Annotated in this window: 15 protein-coding genes; 8 read left to right on the top strand and 7 right to left on the bottom strand. The window is 66.1% G+C overall.

Annotated features, from left to right (window positions below; genetic code table 11):
- The first annotated feature begins 95 nt into the window (after positions 1-95).
- From J0I42_RS24085 to J0I42_RS05660, 3 genes are read left to right on the top strand one after another with little or no spacing between them, the layout of a single operon-like run.
- Positions 96-281, top strand: coding sequence for an ABC transporter ATP-binding protein (locus J0I42_RS24085; protein WP_465247647.1), 186 nt, complete (start codon positions 96-98; stop codon positions 279-281).
- On the top strand, positions 278-1072 hold the full coding sequence (locus J0I42_RS05665; protein WP_291653631.1) for an ABC transporter ATP-binding protein: 795 nt from the start codon (positions 278-280) through the stop codon (positions 1070-1072). The genes J0I42_RS24085 and J0I42_RS05665 overlap by 4 nt, the downstream gene beginning before the upstream one ends.
- A gap of 41 nt (positions 1073-1113) precedes the next feature.
- A complete protein-coding gene (locus J0I42_RS05660; RefSeq protein WP_291653630.1) occupies positions 1114-2124 on the top strand; it encodes a serine hydrolase domain-containing protein in 1011 nt (336 codons plus the stop codon).
- A gap of 7 nt (positions 2125-2131) precedes the next feature.
- On the opposite strand, the gene J0I42_RS05655 is transcribed toward J0I42_RS05660, so the two are convergent.
- From J0I42_RS05655 to argH, 3 genes are all read right to left on the bottom strand, one after another.
- Entirely contained in the window at positions 2132-3133 is a 1002-nt protein-coding gene (locus J0I42_RS05655; protein WP_291653628.1) for a LysR family transcriptional regulator, read from the bottom strand.
- A gap of 85 nt (positions 3134-3218) precedes the next feature.
- Positions 3219-6227: an aminotransferase class III-fold pyridoxal phosphate-dependent enzyme gene (locus J0I42_RS05650; RefSeq protein ID WP_291653626.1), complete on the bottom strand. Its 3009-nt coding sequence runs from the start codon at positions 6225-6227 to the stop codon at positions 3219-3221.
- 138 nt (positions 6228-6365) lie between these two features.
- Positions 6366-7784 (bottom strand): argininosuccinate lyase, encoded by a 1419-nt coding sequence (gene argH, locus J0I42_RS05645; protein ID WP_291653625.1) that lies wholly within the window; start codon positions 7782-7784, stop codon positions 6366-6368.
- A 150-nt stretch (positions 7785-7934) separates the two neighbouring features.
- Here argH and J0I42_RS05640 point away from each other — a divergent pair, with 150 nt between their 5' ends.
- From J0I42_RS05640 to J0I42_RS05630, 3 genes are read left to right on the top strand one after another with little or no spacing between them, the layout of a single operon-like run.
- A complete protein-coding gene (locus J0I42_RS05640; RefSeq protein WP_291653623.1) occupies positions 7935-9050 on the top strand; it encodes an aminotransferase class I/II-fold pyridoxal phosphate-dependent enzyme in 1116 nt (371 codons plus the stop codon).
- A gap of 10 nt (positions 9051-9060) precedes the next feature.
- Positions 9061-9678 (top strand): helix-turn-helix transcriptional regulator, encoded by a 618-nt coding sequence (locus J0I42_RS05635; RefSeq protein ID WP_291653621.1) that lies wholly within the window; start codon positions 9061-9063, stop codon positions 9676-9678.
- On the top strand, positions 9671-10636 hold the full coding sequence (locus tag J0I42_RS05630) for an ornithine cyclodeaminase family protein (protein WP_291653619.1): 966 nt from the start codon (positions 9671-9673) through the stop codon (positions 10634-10636). Before J0I42_RS05635 ends, J0I42_RS05630 begins: the two co-directional genes overlap by 8 nt.
- Before the next feature lie 21 nt (positions 10637-10657).
- Here J0I42_RS05630 and J0I42_RS05625 read toward each other — a convergent pair whose 3' ends face one another.
- Positions 10658-11767: an aminotransferase class I/II-fold pyridoxal phosphate-dependent enzyme gene (locus tag J0I42_RS05625; RefSeq protein WP_291653616.1), complete on the bottom strand. Its 1110-nt coding sequence runs from the start codon at positions 11765-11767 to the stop codon at positions 10658-10660.
- Positions 11768-12041: 274 nt separating this feature from the next.
- Between J0I42_RS05625 and J0I42_RS05620 the strand changes: the two genes are divergently transcribed.
- Positions 12042-12320 (top strand): hypothetical protein, encoded by a 279-nt coding sequence (locus tag J0I42_RS05620; protein ID WP_291653614.1) that lies wholly within the window; start codon positions 12042-12044, stop codon positions 12318-12320.
- Positions 12321-12396: 76 nt separating this feature from the next.
- Here the strand turns inward: J0I42_RS05620 and J0I42_RS05615 are convergent, their stop codons facing one another.
- Positions 12397-13818 carry an amidohydrolase gene (locus J0I42_RS05615; RefSeq protein WP_291653613.1) on the bottom strand — a complete coding sequence of 474 codons (1422 nt, stop codon included), beginning with the start codon at positions 13816-13818 and terminating at the stop codon, positions 12397-12399.
- Between the two features lie 279 nt (positions 13819-14097).
- Between J0I42_RS05615 and J0I42_RS05610 the strand changes: the two genes are divergently transcribed.
- Positions 14098-16497, top strand: a complete 2400-nt coding sequence (locus J0I42_RS05610) for a transketolase-like TK C-terminal-containing protein (protein WP_291653611.1) — start codon at positions 14098-14100, stop codon at positions 16495-16497.
- 137 nt (positions 16498-16634) lie between these two features.
- On the opposite strand, the gene J0I42_RS05605 is transcribed toward J0I42_RS05610, so the two are convergent.
- The gene (locus J0I42_RS05605) at positions 16635-16940 is read right to left on the bottom strand and encodes a hypothetical protein (protein ID WP_291653609.1); all 306 of its coding nucleotides are present in this window, start codon (positions 16938-16940) and stop codon (positions 16635-16637) included.
- Positions 16941-17029: 89 nt separating this feature from the next.
- Positions 17030-18076 (bottom strand): hypothetical protein, encoded by a 1047-nt coding sequence (locus tag J0I42_RS05600; protein ID WP_291653607.1) that lies wholly within the window; start codon positions 18074-18076, stop codon positions 17030-17032.
- Positions 18077-18508: the final 432 nt, after the last annotated feature.

Genomic DNA, 18508 nt, shown 5'->3' with positions numbered 1-18508 from the left:
TTCTCGACGAGCTGGTGACGCGGCGCGGCGCCGGGCTGATCTTCATCAGCCACGACCTCAATCTCGTGGCGGATTTCTGCGATCGCGTTCTGGTGATGTATGCCGGCCGGATCATGGAGGACATCCCGGCGCGCGAGCTGCGCAACGCGCGCCATCCCTACACGCGCGCGCTGCTCGACAGCCTGCCGCGGCTAGACCGGCAGGCCGACATGCTGCAGGTGCCGAGCCGCGATCCGGCCTGGCTGGACGGTCCGACCTTGCAGAGCGGGAGCCGGGCATGAGCGCGATCAACCAGACCCCGGCGTCGAACCGCCCCGCCGCGCTGACGGTGAGCCATCTCTCGGTCGTCTTCGGCCGTGGCGCCTCGGCTCTGAAGGCGGTGGACGATGTCTCCTTCACGCTCGGGCATGGCGAAGCCTTCGGCCTGATCGGCGAATCCGGTTGCGGCAAGTCGACCGTGCTGCGCGCGCTGGCCGGGCTCAACAGCGAATATGGCGGCTCCATCGCCTTCCATGACCGGGAGGTGCCGCACAAGCGCGACAAGGCCTTCTTCCGGCGCGTGCAGATGGTGTTCCAGGACCCCTATGCCTCGCTGCATCCGCGCAAGATGGTCCAGAACGTGCTGGCCGAGCCGCTGAAGATCCATGGCTTCGACCGGCCGCAGGAACGCATCGACGAGATCCTGACCGCCGTCGGTCTGGGGCCGTCCTTCCGCTATCGCTTCCCGCACGAGCTTTCGGGCGGACAGCGCCAGCGTGTCGCGATCGCTCGTGCGCTGATCATCGAGCCGGAGCTTCTGCTGCTGGACGAGCCGACTTCGGCGCTCGACGTCTCCGTGCAGGCCGAGATCCTCAACCTGCTGAAGCAGCTCCGTCGCGATCGCGATCTCACCTATCTGATGGTGAGCCATGACCTCGCGGTGGTGACGCATCTGTGCGAGCGCGTCGCGATGATGAGTGAAGGCCGCATCCTCGAACAGATGAGCGCCGAGGATGTTCGGGCCGGCCGGGCGCACGAGCCCTATACGCGCGAGTTTCTCGAGGCGAGCGTCGGCTATCGCCCGATCGCGTGAGCGGCAGGGATTCGACGGATCAGGACATGGAAGAGGCAGTCATGACGGGTAAGGCCCTGGCGGGAGAACATTGGCCGGCAAATGGCTGGGAGGCGGTGACGCCGGAGGCGGCCGGCTGGTCGCGCGAGGGGCTCGACCGGGCCTGGCGCTATGCCGACACCATCTCGACGGCGACAGTGATGATCGTACAGGGCGGACGCGTGATCGCGAGCCGCGGCGACCTCGCCCATCGCTACCAGTGCCATTCCGTCCGCAAGAGCTTCCTCAGCGCGCTGATCGGCATCCATGAGGAGGAAGGCCGGATCGACCTGTCCCGTACGCTCGCCGATCTCGGCATCGACGACAAGGAAGGACTGAGCGACCGCGAGAAGGCGGCGACGATCTACGATCTGCTGACGGCGCGCTCCGGCATCTTCCATCCCGCAGGCTATGAATCGCCTTGGATGAAGTCGATCAAGCCGCAGCGCCATTCGCAGCCGCCGGGCGCCTTCTGGTTGTACAACAACTGGGACTTCAATGCGCTGGGCACGATCTTCACTGCGCTCACCGGCGCCGGAATCCATGACGATTTCCTCGAACGGATCGGCCGCCCGCTCGGCCTGGAGGATTTCCGCCTCGATGGCGAGCGCCGTGACGGCTGGCTGGAGCCGGATGATTGCTCTGCCCATCCCGCCTATCCGTTCCGGATGTCGACGCGCGATCTCGCTCGTTTCGGCCTGCTGTTCCTGCGGCAGGGCCGCTGGCAGAATGAACAGGTCGTGCCGGCCAACTGGGTCGCGACCAGCGTGCTGCCGCTTTCAGATGCCGGGCCGCGCGGCGGCTACGGCTATATGTGGTGGACCGAGCGCTCCGGCGCTGGCTTCCCCGGCGTCGTGCTGCCGGCCGGCAGCTACAGCGCCCAGGGCGTCGGCGGGCAGTATTGCCTCGTTATCCCGTCGCTCGATCTCGTGATCGTCCATCGGGTCAACACCGATATCAAGGGCACGGAGGTGAACCGCTTCGCTTTCGGACGCCTGCTGCGCCTGATCCTTGAAGCCCGCCAGCCGGGCTGAGCGCGTATCACACGACCGCCGGCACACCTGGCTCCCTGTTGTCGAAGGCTGGGCGTGCAAAGCAGAGCCGGGGAAAGACAGGGCGGCCAGGGTCCTCGGTGCGCGCCGTCTGGCTGGCTTCCGCGGTGGCGGCCCAGAACTGCTCGACGGGGGGGCGGCTCTGCTGTCTCGCCCGATAGAGCCTGATTTCGGCAGAGATGTACCAGGAGGTATCGGCGGCCGGCACGAGCTGGCCGCTTCGCAGTTCCTCCACGACCAGACTCTCCGGCACCCAGGCGACGCCACGCCCGGCCAGGACCATCGCCTTGAGACCCACGGACATCGGGTTTTCGTAGACGGTGACGAGCGGGGTCGGGCGCTCGGCGAAGAGCAGGGCAAGCCGCCGCGCGAAAAAGGTCGAGCTGCCATAGCTCAGCAGGCGTACCGGTGCTTCTCCGCAGTGGAAGGCGTGGAGCGGCTCGCCATTGCCGTCGGGGATCGAGACGGGAATCGCCCGCTCGGTGCCGAGGCAGCGATAAATGAAAAGCTCTGGGTCGAGATCCGGCAGCACGCATTCATGCGCGTAGGTCAGCAGGAAATCGCATTCGCCATGGGCGAGAAGCCCGACGTTGCCGTCGAAGGACGAGCGTTGTTCGCAGAACCGCGTCTTCAGCGGGCCGAGCTTCTCTTCCATGCGGCGGACGAGGCCGGGGAAATAGGTCAGGGACAGGGTGTTCAGCGTGGAGAAGGTCAGGGTCTCGGAAGCGACCTCGTGCAGATGGCGCAGCTCCTGCCGCGCGGCCTGAATCTGCCGGACGATCTCTTGCGCGCGCGGAAGGAAGGTCCGTCCCGCTTCCGTCAGGCGAATCGGGTAGCTGCTGCGGTCGAACAGCGGTGAGCCAAGCGAAGCCTCGAGCTGCTTGACCCGACGGCTCAAGGCCGATTGCGTGACGTTGCGTTCACGAGCCGCGCGCGAGAAGCTGAGCGTGGTCGACAGGCTCAGGACGTCTTCCAGCCATTTCAACTCCATCGTCTATCCTCCGCACCTGCACAGGATGCCATGGCCGGGCCGGCGGTACCAGCAGCGGGCGGATGAGGACGCGCTGCCGGCTGTGCTATCGCGCCGCTTCGACCTCGCGCAGGCAGATCCTGAGCCGGTCGAGGATCATCTCGACATCGTCGGCGCCGATCGTCAGAGGCGGGCGGATCTTGAGGATGTTGTCAGCCGGCCCCTCGCGCCCGACGAGGATGCGCATGTCGCGCAGACGGTTCATGACATGGGAGGCCGCATCCGTCGCGGGCTCCAGCGTCTCGCGATCCGTGACCAGTTCGAGGCCGAGGAAGAGGCCAATGCCGCGGACGTCGCCGACACAAGGGTAATCCGCCATCAGCGTTCGCATGCCCGTGAGCAGCTTCTCGCCCATGACCTTCGCATTGGTCGCGAGCCCTTCCTCCTCGACGATATCGAGTACCTCTGCAGCGATGCGGCAGGACAGGTTCGAGCCGCCGAAGGTCGAGAAATATTCCGGACCTTCAGCAAAGCGCTCGGCGATGGCGCGAGTGGTGATCACAGCACCGATCGGGTGGCCGTTACCGAAAGGCTTGCCGAGCACGACGATATCCGGGCGCACATTCTGCTGCTCGAAGCCGAAATAATAGTCGCCGAGGCGCCCAAGGCCGGTCTGCACCTCGTCGGCGATGCAGATGCCGCCGGCGGCGCGGATGCGCTCGTAGACCGCGGCGAGATAGCCCGGTGGCGGGATGATCTGGCCGCCGACACTCGGGAAGGTTTCGGCGATGAAGCCCGCGACCTTGCCGCCGCGTTCCGCGATCGCCTTCAGCGCACCATCGACCTGCTGTGCGTAGTGGAGAGCCCGGTCGGGGTCATCGCGGCGGAAGCGGCCGCGATAATCGTCGGCGACGTCGACGAGTTGCACCCAAGGCTTGCGCCCGCCCATGTTCGGCTTGTTGAATTTATAGGCGGAGATGTCGATCGCGCCGGTGGTGTTGCCGTGATAGCCGTGATCGGGCGTCACGATGTCATAGCCGCCGCTGGCCGCACGGGCGAGGCGCAGCGCCAACTCGTTCGCCTCCGAGCCGGAATTGACGAAGAAGCAGACTTCCAGCTCCTTGGGAAGTTTGGCGGTCAGCCGCTCGGCCAGCGCCATCGGCGCCGGGTGGAGATAACGCGTGTTGGAGTTCATCCGCGCCAATTGGTCCATCGCCACCTTGCGGATGCGAGGATGGGCGTGGCCGACATGCGGCACGTTGTTATAGGCGTCGAGATAGGGCCGGCCCATCGCGTCGAAGAGATGGTGGCGCCAGCCGCGCAGGAAGGTGACAGGCTTCCTGTAGCTCAGCTTGAGGTTGGCGCCGAAGCGGGCCTTGCGCTCGGCCAGCAGAGCGGCCTCGTCGATTGCTCGATAGGCGACGACATCGTCGGGCAGGTTGAGCAGGGCGGCCGGGTTCGGGCAGATCGCCTGCCAGAGCGCCCAGTCGTCGGGATCGGCGACGCCCGGCCAGTCATGGCCCATGCCGTCCAGCGTCAGCGCGAGCTGGAAATGCAGATGCGGCTCCCAGCCGCCATTCTCCTCGGCCGGACCGAGCCTGGCGAAGGTTTCACCTGCCGCGATCTCCTGGCCTGGTTTCAGCTTCGCTGCGCCGTCCGCTGCGAGATGGCCGTAGAGCGTGTGGAAGACGTCGCCTGCGGGCGTGCGGTGCTCAAGGATGACGACGCCGCCATAGTCGAGATGGCCCTTGCGGTTCTCCGCCAGCACGACCTTGCCGGCGAGCGGCGCGCAGACCGGCTCCCCTGCCGGCGCAAAAATATCGACGGCCATATGGATGGTGCGGCGGTTCGAGGCGAGCCAGCGGCCCTTGCGGAAAGCCTTGTCGGTATAGACCAGCCGCGGCTCGCCATACTGGCCGAGCCACCACTCGGATGTGATGCCGAGCCCGGTGCCGAGATTGCGGGCTTCGTCGGCGCGCAGTTCGAACGGGTTCGCAGGGATCGTCGCCTCGGCCACGCCGAGCGAGCCGACGGGCAGGCCGTCGAGCGCGCGGCCGAGCACGGGCGCGAAGCTGCTGCGCTGTCCGGCGATCCAATTCGCGATGCGGCCGGCGGCGTCGGTGACGGGCAGGCCGCAGGCGTTGCGCAGGCGCGCGCCCATCAGTTCGCCATCGATGGCGGGGTTTTCGAGGAGACGCCAGGCGGGTGCCTGCGAGATCGTCACGTAGGGGTCGTTCGGGCGGCCCTTCGCTTCGATCGTCGAGTTCACGACGCTGACCGCAAGACGCATGCGGGCGAGCGGCCAGATCAGGCCGATCTCTTGGGCACTCAGGGCCGAGACGCCATGATAGCCGGCGACGAAGGCGGCGAGCGCTGCTTCCGGCGTCTCGTGGTCGAGGATGGCGTAGGCAGCGGCGATGGCGATCTCGCAGACGCGCGGGCCATGGGTCATGTCGCCGAAATCGATCAGGCCGCTGATCCGTGCGGGCTCGCCGAGGCGGGGCTGGACGAGGATGTTGAAGTCGTTGAGGTCGTTATGGATGGTCTGGCGCGGCAGCTTGTCGAGCGCAGGCTTGAGCGCTTCGAAGCCAGCGACGATCTCCGCCACGAGCTTGCGGCGCGAGCCTTCCAGCACGTCGAGATGCGGCTTGACCCAGCCGGCTTCGGTCAGGTCCCATTTCGCGGCGTCCGGGGCAGCGGTGACCTTGAAATCGCGCAGCGCGAGGTCGAGACGCGCAGTCAGCGCGCCGAGCTCGGCGAGGACGACAGGTGGCTGCGGCCCGGCCTCGCCCATCGGAATGCCGGTAAAGGCGCGCTGGACCCAGACCATGCGCTGCTGGCCCTGGGCGTCGGCCACGGTCTGCCAGAAACGATTGCCTTCGACAGGGAGGAGGCGAGGCAAGGGCAAAGTCGGATCGACGGCGAGCGCGTGGGTGATCGCGGCGCATTGCTGGTCGACGAGCGCGGGCTCGCCCTGCGGGCGCATCGCCTTGACGATGACGTCGCCTTCGCTGGTCCGGCCGCGGAAGTTAAGATCGTATTCGCCGCCGAGCTGCCGCAGCCCGCCGTCGATGCCGAACTTCTCGGCCACTCCGCGCAACCAGACGTGTTCCATCGTCTCTCCCCGCTGCGGAGCTGCATGGCGCCGCGCTCGATCCTCACGCTCGCTCGAATCAAGCGACGTCGTCATCCATAGCCAGAAAGACCGTCAGTTTGCTTCCGCAAAGTTGGCGATGCGCCCCGGAATGACAATTCAGCCCTGGATCGGCTTGTCGGACAGCCAGCGCTGCCTCGCCCGCTCGATCGCCTCGCGGACGGTGTCTGGGGCTGTGCCGCCATAGCTGCGGCGGCTGCGGACGGAGTGCTCCGGCGCCAGCACCTCGAAGACCGCTTCATTGATGCGCGCATCGACCGAGCGCATCGCGTCGAGATCGAGCGCCTGCAAGGTGCAGCCCTTGGCCTCGGCCAGCGCGACGATGCGGGCGGTGATGTGATGGGCGTCGCGGAAGGGGATTCCGGCCTCGCGCACCAGCCAGTCGGCGAGGTCGGTCGCGGTCGGGAAGCCGCGATCGAGGAAGGCGCGCATGCCTTCGGGGCGCACGGTCAGGTCACGGACCATGCCCGTGGTGGCAGCGACGCAGAGCTCGACCGTCTCCAGCGCGTCGAACATCGGCTCCTTGTCCTCTTGCATGTCCTTCATGAAGGTCATGGGCAGGCCCTTGACCATTACCAGCATGGCGGTGAGCGAGCCGACGACGCGGCCGGTCTTGCCGCGCACCAGTTCGGCGGCGTCGGGGTTGCGCTTCTGCGGCATGATCGAGGAGCCGGTGGTGAAGGCGTCGGACAGCGCGATGAAGCGGAAGCCGTCACTGCACCAGAGCGTGATCTCTTCGTTGAGGCGCGAGAGATGCACGGCCAGCATCGAGCAGCAGAACAGCAATTCGCAGATATGGTCGCGCGCGCCGACCGAATCCATCGAGTTCTCGGTCGGCCGGGCGAAGCCGAGCTTGGCTGCCGTGAACTGCCGGTCGATCGGGAAGGCGGTGCCGGCGAGCGCTGCGGCGCCGAGCGGTGAGACATTGGTGCGCTGGCGGGCGCCGGCCAGTCGTTCGCGGTCGCGGCCGAACATCTCGACATAGGCCATCAGATGGTGGCCGAAGGTCACGGGCTGGGCGACCTGCATATGGGTGAAGCCCGGCATGATCGTGTCGGCATGCTCGCTGGCACGCTCGATCAGGGCCTGCTGCAAGTCGCGGATGGTGCCGTCGAGAGCATCGATGGCGTCGCGCATCCAGAGGCGGACATCGGTGACGGCCTGGTCGTTGCGGCTGCGGGCGGTGTGCAGACGCCCGGCCGGCTCGCCGATGATCTCCTTGAGGCGCGCTTCCACGTTCATGTGGATGTCCTCGAGGTCGATGCTGAACTGGAGTTCGCCGCGATCGATCTCGCCACGGATCTGGTCGAGCCCGGCCTGGATGCGCTCGTTGTCGGCGCTCGCGATGATGCCCTGGCGGGCCAGCATCGCGGCATGGGTCTTGGATGCCGCGATGTCCTGCCGGTAGAGCCGATAGTCGAAGCTGATCGAGGGATTGATCTTGCGCATCACATCGGCCGGCGCGGTGGTGAAGCGGCCGCCCCACATCTTGTTGGCACCGGGGTTCTGGTCGGACATGATGGGCTCTCCGGGAGCGGCTGGGATGTGGTCGCCAAGGAATAGCAATCGTGATTTGGACTGTAAATTCCAAAATCGACCTTGACGTCCAATCTATGCCCATCATACTCGCGGGAGGTGCGGCGGATCGGTCGCCGCGGGATGGGCAGCATGAAGATCGAAGAATTCACACTGGAGCGCATCCAGTCGCTCTACGAGAACACCGTCGAGTTCAATCTCTCCGATAGCGGCGTCCATCCCTATTCGCTGAACGAGCTGCTCAGCGCCGATGAGCGCGCGAAGCTGATGGGGGTCGAGCTTGGCTATGGCTGGACCAATGGCGCCGTCGAGTTGCGCGAGGACATCGCCAAGCTCTACCGCAACCGGACCTCGGATGAGGTGATCGTCACGAACGGCTCGGCCGAAGCCAATTTCCTGATGGTCATGTCGCTGATCGAGCCGGGTGACGAGATCGTCGTCTTCGTACCGAATTACCTGCAGATCTGGGGCTGGGCGCGGGCCATCGGCGCCACCGTCAAGGAAGTGAAGCTGCGAGAGGAACTAGGCTGGACGCCCGATCTCGACGAGGTCCGCCAGGCGATCACGCCGCGCACCAAGCTGATGACGATCTGCAATCCGAACAACCCGACCGGCAGTCTGCTCTCGCGCGAGACGATGGATGCTCTGGTCGCGATCGCTCGTGCACAGGGTTGCTACCTGCATGCCGACGAGGTCTACAAGGGCGCGGAGCTGGAGGCCGACGAGCCTCCGAGCTTCGCTGATCTCTACGAGAAGGCGATCATCACCAGCGGGCTCTCCAAGGCGATGGCGCTGCCCGGGCTGCGCATCGGCTGGCTGGTCGGGCCGGCCAAGGACATCTACACGGCCTGGCAGAACAAGGACTACACCTCGATCACGACGAGCGCACTGAGCGAGCACATCGCCCGCATCGTCGTGCAGCCGGCCAAGCGCGCCGAAATCCTGCAGCGGAGCAAGACTATCCTGCGGGAGAACCTCGCGCTGCTGACGAACTGGGTGGAGGCTAACGACGAGTTCTTCTCCTTCGTGCCGCCCAAGGCGGGCGGCATGGCCTTCATCAGGTACAGCCACTCGATGAACTCGACGCAGCTCGTGCACCGCTTGCGCGAAGAGCGTGGCATCATGCTGTTGCCGGGCGATGTCTACGGGATGGACGGCTATATCCGCATCGGCATCGGCGCGCCGGCCGAGCATCTCTCCGCGGGACTGGAACGCCTGAGCGATTATCTCAAGTCACAGCCGCGCTAAAGGCTCGCGCATGACGCCGGAACTCGCTCCCTACCTGCCGGTCTGCGATGCGGTGGCTTTGCTGTTCCGGCCGCATGCCGAGGTCGTGCTGCACGATCTCGGCTCGCAGAGCGTCGTGCATATCGCCGGGAATTTCTCACAGCGCGTGCTGGGCGAACCTTCCCTGCTCGACGAGATCGGCTTCGATCCGAACGAGACGATCATCGGCCCCTATGAGAAGGTGAACTGGGACGGGCGGCGGCTGAAATCGATCAGCATCGTGCTCTCGGCCGGGAGCAAGGCCATCGGTGTGCTCTGCATCAATGTCGATGTCTCGCAGTTCCATGCGCTGATGCAGACGCTCTCGGCCTTCGCCACGGTGCCGGCTGGCACGGAGAAGCCGCAGGCCCTGTTCAAGGAAGACTGGCACGAGCGCATCAACGAGTTCGTGCAGCAATGGACGCAAAGCCGCGGGCTTGCCGTGACCAGCCTCAGCCGGGCCGAGAAGCGGGCGCTGGTGGCGGACCTTGCCGCCAACGGAGCTTTCGGCGGGCGCAATGCCGCCGCCTATATCTCGCGCATTCTCGGGCTCGCCCGTGCGACCGTCTACAACTACCTCAACCAAGCCAACGAGACCCCGGATGCTTGACCTGTCGCGTGCGGAGATCGAGGCCGCCGTCGATCTCGACCGGGCCTTCATTGCGCTGGAAGAAGGCTTCAAGGCCGCTGCGGCCGGCAAGGTGCAGATGCCGCCGGTCGGCTATCTCGGCTTCCCCGCGCATAACGGCGATTGCCATATCAAGTTCGGCCATATCGCAGGCAATGCCATCTTCGTCGTGAAGATCGCGACGGGGTTCTACGACAACCCCGCCAGGGGCCTGCCGACGACGAGCGGCATGATGATCGCGCTCTCGGCCGAGACCGGCACTGTCGTCGCCATCCTCCGCGACGAGGGCTGGCTGACCGATCTCAGGACTGCGCTGGCCGGTGCCATCGCGACGCGGGCCGGGATGCGGGCCGATGCGCGCCGGGTCGGGATCGTCGGCGCGGGCACGCAGGCGCGGTTCCAGATCCGCGCCGCCGCGCATCTGTTGCGCGAGCGCGAGCCGATCTTCGCAGTATGGGCGCGTTCATCGGAGAAGTTGGACGCGCTGCGGCGTGATCTCGCAGGGGAGGGCATCACCATCGAGCCGGTGGCGGAGCTGGAGGTACTCTGCGCGCAGTCGGATGCGCTGATCACGGTGACGCCGGCCGCCGCGCCGATCATCCTCGGCGACTGGATCAGGCCCGGCACGCATATTACTGCGCTCGGGGCCGATGCGCCGGGCAAGCAGGAGCTGGATACGGCATTGGTCGCGCTTGCCGATACGCGGATCGCGGATTCGCTGGAGCAGAGCCTCGACCATGGCGAGTTCGCGGCAGCAGCAGCCGTCGGGCTGATCGATGCTGGGGACTGCGTCGAGCTGGGGGCCGTGCTGGCTGGTGACGCGCCGGCGCGCGGTTCGGATGACGATATCACCATCGCCGACCTCACGGGGATCGCGGTGCAGGATATCGCGATCGCGCGGGTGGTGCTGGACGGAATCGGGCGTCAGGGCGACGCGTAGCGTCGCCCTTCCCAACGCGCTTCAGCCTCTGTGACGCGCCAGGAACCGATCCATCCGCGCCAGTCCGTCACGCAGTACCTCGGTCGGTACGCCGATGCCGATGCGGATATGGTTCTCGATCCCGAACCAGCTTCCGGCCACGACGAAGACGCTCTCTTCCTCGCGCAGCTTCTGCGAGAAAATCTCGGAGGGCATGTCGTGCGGATAGTGCAGGAAGGCCATGCCGCCGGCCTGCGGGCGCCGCCATGACCAGTCGTTATGTTGCGCCATCCATTGCGCCACGAGATCGGCATTGCTGCGCAGCAAATCGCGGCCGTGCGCAAGCAGGCGGCCGCGTGTTTCCGGGCGCATCACCTCTTCGGCGAGGATCTGGCTGAGGATGCCGCTGCCGATCGTGGTGTAGTCCTGCCGCTCGGCGGCGGAGGCCACGATCGCCTCCGGTGCGACGATCCAGCCTAAACGCAGGCCGGGGCAGGCGAAGGATTTCGACAGGCTGGAGGTGACGACCACCTTGGGATAGCTGCCCCAGAGCGTCTCGGTCTCGGCGCCGTCGATCTCGCCGCCGCGATAGATCTCATCGACCAGCAGCCAGGCGTCGTTGCGTTTCGCAGTTTCGATAAGGGCGGCGCGGCTTGCTGCCGACAGCACGCTGCCGGTGGGATTGGCCGGGTTGGTCACGGCGATCGCCTTGGCGCCGGCAACGACCTTGTCGAGTTCTGCGGGATCGATCTGCCAGTCGGTGTTGCCGGAGAGTTCGAGCCGTCGGATGTCGAAGCCGAGCGCACGGCCCAGCCCATCAATCTGCATGAAATTCGGCAGGGCGAAGACCAGCGCGTCGCCGGGCTCGAACAGCGCCATCAACGCGATCATCGTCGCCTCGGAAGAGCCGTTGGTCACGAGCACGTTCGCCGCGGTTGCGCCGTGATACCAGGAGGCGATGTTGGCGCGCAGGTCCGGCCGGCCGTCGGTCCAGCCATAGCCGAGCGGCTGCTTCAGCAGGTCGCGGGCGGCCTGTTCGCCCAGAATGTCCTCGATTGACCAGGGATGGACGCCGCTTTCAGTCAGGTTGATCTCGACGTCGTTCTCGAAGAGCGTCTGGTTCCGCTCCATCTGGAAAATGTCGAATTTCACGTGAGCCTCCGCCTTGGGCGTCTGACCTGCCGCGTGGCGGCAAGGCTATAGCGGCCATCTGTGCAGGCCGGGAGGGGCGGGTCAAGGCAAATTTGGACAATAAGTCCAATTTGGATTTTATGTTTATCCGGGTTCCGCGCCCGGCTTCGTAGCGCGCTCGTCACACGGAGTTTCGAAGGTGATAGCGCGGCCCAATCGACTGCGAATTTTCTCTCCGCCTTGCCGGGAACCGCGGTCGCCCTATATCCGTTGGCCAGCAATGTTTGAATCGCCGATGTCTATCTCTAACTTTCGCTTTCCAGGTGTACTGAACTCCCAGGAACTGCTCGTCGCAGAAGCCGTCCAGGCAAGAGCCTGGGCCGTGCTCGGGCATGACGACAGGCTCGATACCGAGCTGGAGACCGAAGCGCGCGACCGGTTGGGGCGAATCATCCTGCGCCTGATGTCGAACGCGTCCGACTCGATTTCCGATCTCACCTCGGCGGCCGTGGCCGAGTTCAAGGCAACCCGGCCGACGATCCGTGTCGAATTGTCCGGGCCGCAGGGCAGCTAGCGCTTTTCCGATTCTAAAACGAAACATGCGGGTCATTCCGGGCGACCCGAGAGCCCCGGGATGACCCGCGTTCTGGTCAGTGCGCGGCCATGTCGAGCGGCGGCTCGACATCGTCGGCGATCGGATTGGCGAAGGGGTTTTTGGCGCGAAAGGCCGCGAACTCGTCCTTGGCCGCCTTGAGCAGGGCAGGATCGTTCAGCACGTCGGTGGCGACGCCGGCCATCGCCTTGGCCGCAAGCGCCAGCCCCTTATGTGCGGCCGGGGCGAGCCCCTGCGCGACGAGCTGCCAGGAATGGCCGGGTGTGCCGATGGCGTAGCAGGCGGTGCGGCACTGCACGGTCGGGACGACCCAGCTCACCGTGCCGACATCGGTCGAGCCGACGGAGGTGTCGTTGCCGGCGCCCAGCGGGTAGATCTCGTCGCTGAGCGCCTCGCCGTCCTTCGGCTTCAGGTCGAAGCGGCCATAGGCGGCGGCGATGTCCTGCGGGCTCAGGGTCTGCTGGAACCTGGCGGCGAAGGCATGGTCGGCGGCGTCGAAGCCGGGGCCGCCCAGTGCCTGCAGATTGGCCTGCATCGCTTCTTCCAGCGGGCGGTTGCCGACGAGATTGGCGTCGCCCGAGAGCTGCCTGATCGCGACGGTGGTCTCGCTCATCAGGGCGGCGCCCTCGGCGATCTTCTTCACGCGGGCGACGAGCTCCCACATTTCACCGAGAGTCGCGGCGCGGATGAGCTGGCGCGTCGTCGCGGTGGCCTGGACGACATTCGGGGCAATGCCGCCGGCATTGATGATCGCGTAATGCACGCGCGCCGTCGAAGGCATATGCTCGCGCATGTAGTTCACGCCGATATGCATCAGTTCGACCGCATCGAGCGCGGAGCGGCCGAGATGGGGCGCGGCGGCGGCATGCGAGGCGCGGCCGGTAAAGGTGAACTCGATCTCGACGCAGGCGAGCGAGAAGGCGCGGTTGACGCCGTTGAACGAGGCCGGGTGCCAGCACAGCGCGATATCGACATCGTCGAAGGCGCCGGCGCGCACCATGAAGCCCTTGGCCGAGCCGCCTTCTTCCGCCGGGCAGCCATAGTAGCGCACGCGGCCTTTCAGCCTGTTGGCCGCGAGATAGTCCTTCACCGCGGCTGCAGCGAGCAGCGAGGCCGAACCCAGCATGTTGTGGCCGCAGCCATGGCCGTTGCCACCCTTCTCTATCGGCGTTTCGGTGGCATTGCCGGCTTCCTGGCTCAGGCCGGGAAGTGCGTCGAATTCGCCCATGATCGCGATGACCGGGCCGCCTTCGCCAGCCTCGCCGATGACGACGGTTGGAATGCCGGCGATGCCGGTGGTGACACGGAAGCCTTCGCTCTCCAGCATGGCGCGGTGCTCGGCAGCGGAGCGAACTTCCTGGTAATTCAGCTCAGGCATGTGCCAGATGCGGTCGGAGAGCCCGAAATAGGCCGGGGCCTTGTCGTCGATCCGACGCCAGACATCCTTGCTGTTGCTCATGGAAGCTTCCTCCTGCGCGGGTCGTTCGGCCCGATTCCGTGGCGGGTTTCTGGCATGGTGCGACGGCGGCTCACAAGCGAGGCGCAGACATAGCCGGGCCGCGCCAGCCGGCAAGGAGCCGGCAACAAGGCATGTGGAGGGCTGATTGGTGATTTCGCCTGTCCGGCCGGCACGCCATGGCGGAAATCACCAAAGTCGGCCAGTGATGCATGGAAATTTGGCTCGTTCTGCCAGTGCTTCCGTGCATGATCGGCGGCACTGGGAGTTCGGGCCACATTCATGACAACAGATCCGCGCCTGCCGTTTCTCGCCGAGCTGGAGAAGAAGATCCTCTGGCTGGCCTCGTGGACGATCCACCACGCCAACCATATCCGCCAGAACGAGGACGGGATGAAGGTCGGCGGGCACCAGGCCTCCTCGGCCTCGCTCGCCACGATCATGACCGCGCTCTACATGGCGGCTCTCAAGCCGCAGGACCGGGTCGCGGTGAAGCCGCATGCCTCGCCGATCTTCCACGCCATCAACTACCTGATGGGCCTGCAGACGCGCGAGAAGCTCGAGAACTTCCGTGGCTACAAGGGCGCGCAGAGCTATCCCTCGCGCACCAAGGATATCGACGATGTCGATTTCTCGACCGGCTCGGTCGGCCTCGGCGTCGCGCAGACGCTGTTCTCGTCGCTGACGCAGGATTATGTGAAGGCGCATGGCTGGGCCAAGGACCGGCCGGAAGGCCGCATGGTCTCGCTGATCGGTGATGCCGAGCTCGACGAGGGCAATATCTTCGAAGCCCTGATGGAGGGCTGGAAGCACGGCCTGCGCAATACCTGGTGGATCATCGACTATAATCGCCAGTCGCTCGACGCGGTGATCCGCGAGGGGCTTTACGACCGTTTCGAGACGATGTTCCGCAATTTCGGCTGGGACGTGGTCACGCTGAAATACGGCTCGCTGCAGCAGGCGGCGTTCAAGGAAAAGGGCGGTGAACGGCTTAAGGCCTGGATCGATTCCTGCCCGAACCAGCTCTATTCGGCGCTGACCTTCCAGGGCGGCGCGGCCTGGCGCAAGCGCCTGATGGACGATCTCGGCGATCAGGGGCCGGTGACCACGCTGATCGAGAAGCGCTCGGATGCCGAGCTCTCGAAGCTGATGTGCAATCTCGGCGGCCATGACCTGCCGTCGATCCTCGAAGCCTTCGAGGCGATCGACCATGACCGGCCGGTCTGCTTCCTCGCCTATACGGTGAAGGGCTTCGGCCTGCCGATCGCCGGGCACAAGGATAACCATGCCGGGCTGATGACCAAGGAGCAGCTCGACGGCTTCCGCAAGGCGAACGGCGTCCGCCCCGGCCATGAATGGGACCTGTTCGAGGGGCTCGGGCTTCCCGAGAGGGAGATGCGGGCCTTCCTCGACAAGGTGCCGTTCTTCTCGGAAGGGCGCCGGCGCTTCTCGGCCGTCAAGCTGCCGGTTCCGGAGAAGCTGGAGGCCGGCATCCAGCCGTCGATGTCCACCCAGATGGGCTTCGGCAAGGTGCTGGACGATCTCGCCAAGACTGGCGGGCCGCTGGCCGACCGCATCGTCACCACGGCGCCGGACGTCACCGTCTCGACCAATCTCGGGCCCTGGGTGAACCGACGCGGGCTCTTCGCCAAGGCATCGATGGCCGACACCTTCAAGGACGAGCGCATTCCCTCGATGCAGAAATGGGAATTCTCGCCGAAGGGGCAGCATGTCGAGCTCGGCATCGCCGAGATGAACCTGTTCATCAACTTGTCGGCGCTGGGCCTGTCGCACTCCATCTTCGGCGAGCGATTGATCCCGATCGGCACGCTCTACGACCCCTTCATCTCACGCGGGCTCGATGCGCTGAACTATGCCTGCTACCAGGATGCGCGCTTCATGGTCGTGGCGACGCCGTCCGGCGTGACGCTGGCGCCGGAGGGTGGGGCGCACCAGTCGATCGCGACGCCATTGATCGGCATGAGCCAGGATGGGCTTTGCTCCTTCGAGCCGGCCTTCGTCGACGAGCTCGCGGTGATGATGCGCTGGTCGTTCGACTACATGCAGCGCGATGGCGAGGGCGACCCGGACGAGCGCACCTGGCTGCGCGACGAGACCGGCGGCTCGGTCTATCTGCGCCTGTCCACCCGGCAGGTCGAGCAGCCGAGCCGGGTGATGACCCCGGAGCTGGAGCGCGCCATCATCGACGGCGCCTATTGGCTGCGGAAGCCGGGGCCGAACGCCTCGGTCGTGATCGCCTATACCGGCGCGGTGGCGCCGGAGGCGATCGAGGCGGTGGGACTGCTCTCCGAAGACCGGCGCGATGTCGGCCTGCTCGCCATCACCTCGGCGGACCGACTCAATGCCGGCTGGCAGGCGGCGGAGCGGGCGCGCCAACGCGGCAATCACGAGGCGACGAGCCATGTCGAGCGCTTGCTTGGCGAACTCTCGCGCGATTGCGGCATCGTCTCGGTGCTGGACGGGCATCCGGCGACGCTAGCGTGGCTCGGTAGCGTCCATGGCCACAAGCAGAAAGCGCTCGGCGTCGAGCATTTCGGCCAGACCGGCACGGTCGCGGATCTCTACCGTCACTTCGGCATCGACGCGAACGCGATCGTGCATGCGGCCAACGCCGCGGCGCCGGGGCGGCCGGTGCGATATCTCAGGGCGTTGCCGGAGTAAGAAGCGTCAATGAAGGGCGCGCTTCAATGAAGTGTGTCTTCCCGCATGCGCTGCGGCACGTAGTGCTGCTGCGCGGACACGGGATGACAAGTGCCTTTCAAATGGCGCCCTTCAAGAAGGTGCCTTAACAGCGTCTCTCAGAACCGCGGTGTCGCAAACGTGTTCGCGAACGGGTTCGTGCCCGCGCCGATGCGGCCGGGCAGGGTGCCTTCGCCGTAGAGATCGCCCTGGCCGGCATAGACCGGCGAGGCCGACATGTGCTGGCTGGCATAGCGGTTCAGCGAGCCCACCGGAACGATATTGCCGGCGTCGAGATAGCTGCGCTTCTGCACGGTGACGCGCAGCGGGCCGCGGCGGCTCTGCGCCTCGGCGATGCTGGCCATGATGGTCGAGGCCGTGACAGCGACGGCGAGGATGGCGGCAACGCGCTTGAACGACATCATGACGGCAATCTCCGGGAGCGGACCGATCCACTCGATGTAAGCATGGAAAAACCGGCGCAAAGACTAGCATCGCGTCGTTAACAACTTTGTTAGCGCTCGCGACGGGGCTTCCTGGTACGGCGCTGACGCGGTTCCGCTGCCGACTTCGCCGGCTCTGCATTTGCGGTCTTCATGCGCAGGGCGGGCATTGCGCCGTTCGCGTCGAGCCAGGAGAGCTTGCGGCCTGCCGCCGAGAGGCGCGGCGTCGCACAACCCGGCTGGCGCTGCAACTCGCTGCGGGCGAAGGCCGCGCGTAATTCAGGCTCGGCGCCGGCATTGGCGAGGTCGAGCCTGTCGATCAGACAAGCGAGTTGCCGGCGGTCGCTGGGCCTGGCGCCGGCGCACCACCAGCCGCTCATCGCGAAGGGGGCGTCGGGCCCGACCATACGGAAGGCGAGGCAGGCGTGGCTCTCCGTGCCGTCACCAAGGACGATGTCGGCGGTTTCGAGCGAGCCGAAGCGCGTCTCGATCACCGCTGACGTGCTGGCACGCTCGACGGCGAGGGTGCGGAGCGCCGCCGCATGAACCAGTGCGATCGTGAAGGAGCCGGATTGGGCGGCGATGCCGTCGCCCGTTTGCAGTCGCAGCGAGAGATGGGGAGCGCCGCCTGCAAAGGTGCCAAAGCTCAGAAGGTCCTCGCGCCGGCTGCCGTCGCGGCTGCGTCGAGCTTCGATTGCGGGAGCCTCGCGGCCGAGTTCTGGCGCCTCCAGATTAAAGATCGCGATCGGTCGGGTGATCGCGATCCAGTCGGCTTCCGTGGAGGCGAGGAGCGGCTTACGATTGACGGCGGTGGTCTGGGTGGTGGCGGCCGCAACCGGAGATGCAAGGCTGGCGAGCTGGGGCTGGCCTTCGCCATTTCCCGAAAGGCTGGTGACGAGGGCGGCTGTCAGGCTGACGCCGCCGAGCGCGGCGGCGATGCGCCAGGCAAGCGCGCCGGGCAGACCTAAGCCGCCGCGCGACATCAGGCCGCGGCCGACGCGGCAGGCAATCTGGAAGCCCGTTTCGATCCGGTCGGCGCCGGTGATGAGAAGCGGGACGAGATCGATCTTTGCGGCCCGAGTCCAGGCGCTGCCGCCCAGCGCGCGGGCGCACGACACTCCGTGCCGCAATTCGCGCTGAAGCCGTTGCATCATCTCGTTAGAACGCAAACGCAACCCGGTACTCCCGCGCGGCATAAGGACCGCGCCATCTTCATTCCGGAAGGCAGGCTGGACCGCGCGGGTAGCCTTCGGGTTACCGGCGCCGGCCAATCGGCTGGCAGCGTGAACGGGAGGTCAACGGGCAGGGTTAACGTGCGGCCTGGTCCCGGCTATGAGGAGGAGATTGACTTTTCGCCGTTCCCGGTGTTCTGACAGGGCGTGGCGCGAGGTTGCGCCGCATAGCGAAGTTTTCAGCCCTTCGGGATTGGCTCTGTGACTGTCCGTCTGACGACGACGAAACTCACGACCAAAACGACGACCGGGAAAACCGGCCTGTCGCGCTGACGCTTCGCCTCGGTTCCGGGTCCATCTCCCCCCGGCGGGGAGAGA

This window comes from Allobosea sp. (assembly GCF_017308015.1).
GTDB lineage: Bacteria > Pseudomonadota > Alphaproteobacteria > Rhizobiales > Beijerinckiaceae > Allobosea.
Note: the sequence above shows the minus strand (reverse complement) of the source record. Positions and strands in the feature narration are given on the sequence as shown.